The organism is Bacillus cereus group sp. BfR-BA-01355, assembly GCF_022663675.1.
Lineage (GTDB): Bacteria > Bacillota > Bacilli > Bacillales > Bacillaceae_G > Bacillus_A > Bacillus_A thuringiensis_S.
Genome location: NZ_JAKUFY010000239.1, coordinates 1 through 2,134 on the forward strand (window position 1 = coordinate 1; position 2,134 = coordinate 2,134).

Sequence of the window (2,134 nt, forward strand, 5' to 3'; positions counted from 1 at the left end):
TTGAAATGCTTCCTTTGAATATTGACCTGGCTTACCACCAAACTCATACGTACCATCTAACACTTCCTTTACTTTTCCTAGCTCCTCATATAATGCGTTGACTTGCTCTAACTTCGTACGGTTAGAAAATTCATTGTACGCTGCTAATACTTCTGAAGAACTTAACGCTTTACTATATAATTTTGCAAGCGCGATTTGACCGTTTAATGGAATGCCGCCATTTCCATTGCTATCAGGATCCGCTCCAAATGCAAATGGTACGTTCGGGCTATAAACTTTTCCTTGAGCTAACTGACTATTTACTTTTTTACCATCTACGTAAATTGCCACTTCGCTTCCGTTATATGTTCCTGTTAAATGATACGTTTTGTTCGCTTCCAATTGAACGCCAACACGTTTGTAGCTACCGCCAATGTGAGCCCATAATTCAACATATCCACTTCCTGTAGACTCAAAACCAATTCCGCCGCTCTCTGTATTTTGCAAAATACCTTGTCCGCGAATTTCATTCATTGAAAACACAGTTTCTAACGTAAACGTATTTGCTATTTTCTCTTTTTGTGCTGCTGAAAATGGAATATATCCAAATGTATTAGCTTTTCCATTTAACTTCATAACATTCTTTTTCAATGCTTTATCATATTCAATAGTCACATTACCCTTCAATTCACCTTTTGTACCAAATGGTGAATTGTCTTTAAATGTACCATCTGAGAAATTCACATCAAAAATATCAGCCTTTGGTACTTTCACATTCGGATCAATGTTATCTTTTTTCGTAGTAATTTCTGCCGTTAACGGTTGCACACTTTCATTACCAAATGAATCAATCGCGACTACTTCAAACGTATATGTTCTCCCGCCATCTAATCCTGCAAGTGTAAATGTCAGTTCTTTCGGCACTGGGTCACGATAAAACTCTGAAAATGCTAGTAATTTATTTTTTATTTCTCCAGTTTGCTTATCTCTAGCTTGTACGCGATAAGAATGAACAAGAAGGTTGTCCAATGCTTGCATGAATGTTACTGTTGCTGCATTTTCTGTTACATTCGATACTGATAACTTTGCATCTTTTGCAAAAGATGGCTTTTCTTTATCACGATCTTCTACATGTGTAAAAGTTTCTTTCTTTGATGGCAACTGAATTTTCCATGGCTCGCCTGTCCAAGAATTCTTATGGAAATCGCGTCGATTAATCGTTACTTCTTTATCGTCTACTTCTACTAATAAACCTTGGCTTAATGCACGCGATTCTGAAGGAATATTCCCTTGCACTTTGCCACCCTCTACCTCCATATAGCTTACAGAAGAGGTACCAACAGATGTAAAGTCCTTTTGATGAATCGATCTTGGATCATCTAATGGATAATGCGAATGACCTGAAAACGTAATGACTTGTGGATATTCTTTTAATACTGCATTAATTTTTGCACTATCCTTCGTTCCCCATTCTTGGCTACCGTACACTGTATCTTTAATATGTTGATGTAAAAATACAAAAATCGGTTTTTCTGGATCATCTTTTTGCGCCTTTGCCATTTCTTCTTTTAACCAATTAATTTGTTTGTCCGAATAATACCCATGTGTCGTTTCATTTTCTGGAGACATTACGATAAAATGATACCCTTTTACCACTTTATGATAATAAATTGATTCCATTCCTGTTTTTTCTAAGAAACGCTTCTGTGCTCCCTCTACTGATAAACCGTTCCAATAATCATGATTACCTAGAGAATTCATTCGTACCGCATCTTTATTTGCATTGTCATTATACACTTGCATGAAACGATCATATTGCTGCACAGACCCTGAATCAGTAAAATCTCCTACAATTACGAACGCATCTTGCTTTGGTGCAAGCGTATTGAACTGTTCAATCGCTCTTTTCCAGCGAAACATATCATCTGTTCCACTATTTTTAATATGAACATCACTTACAACGGGGAAAACTATTTTCTTCTCACTTGGTGCCTTTTCTTGCTTTTTCTCTTCCGCTTTGACTGATGTACTCCACGGAAATGATACAAATGCTAATACAAAAACCATCAATAATCCAATAAGACCTTTTACTTTTCGTAAAGCAATTCTTTCCACGTGAATCCTCCTCATAATAATTGATTCATTACAAGGGCTA

The 2,134-nt window shown here is 36.5% G+C and carries 1 protein-coding gene; it reads right to left on the reverse strand.

Annotation, left to right across the window (positions count from 1 at the left end; all coding sequences use genetic code 11):
• The coding region (locus MR167_RS31240) for a LamG-like jellyroll fold domain-containing protein (protein WP_242316215.1) at positions 1-2,094 on the reverse strand (2,094 nt) is incomplete at its 3' end.
• Positions 2,095-2,134: the final 40 nt, after the last annotated feature.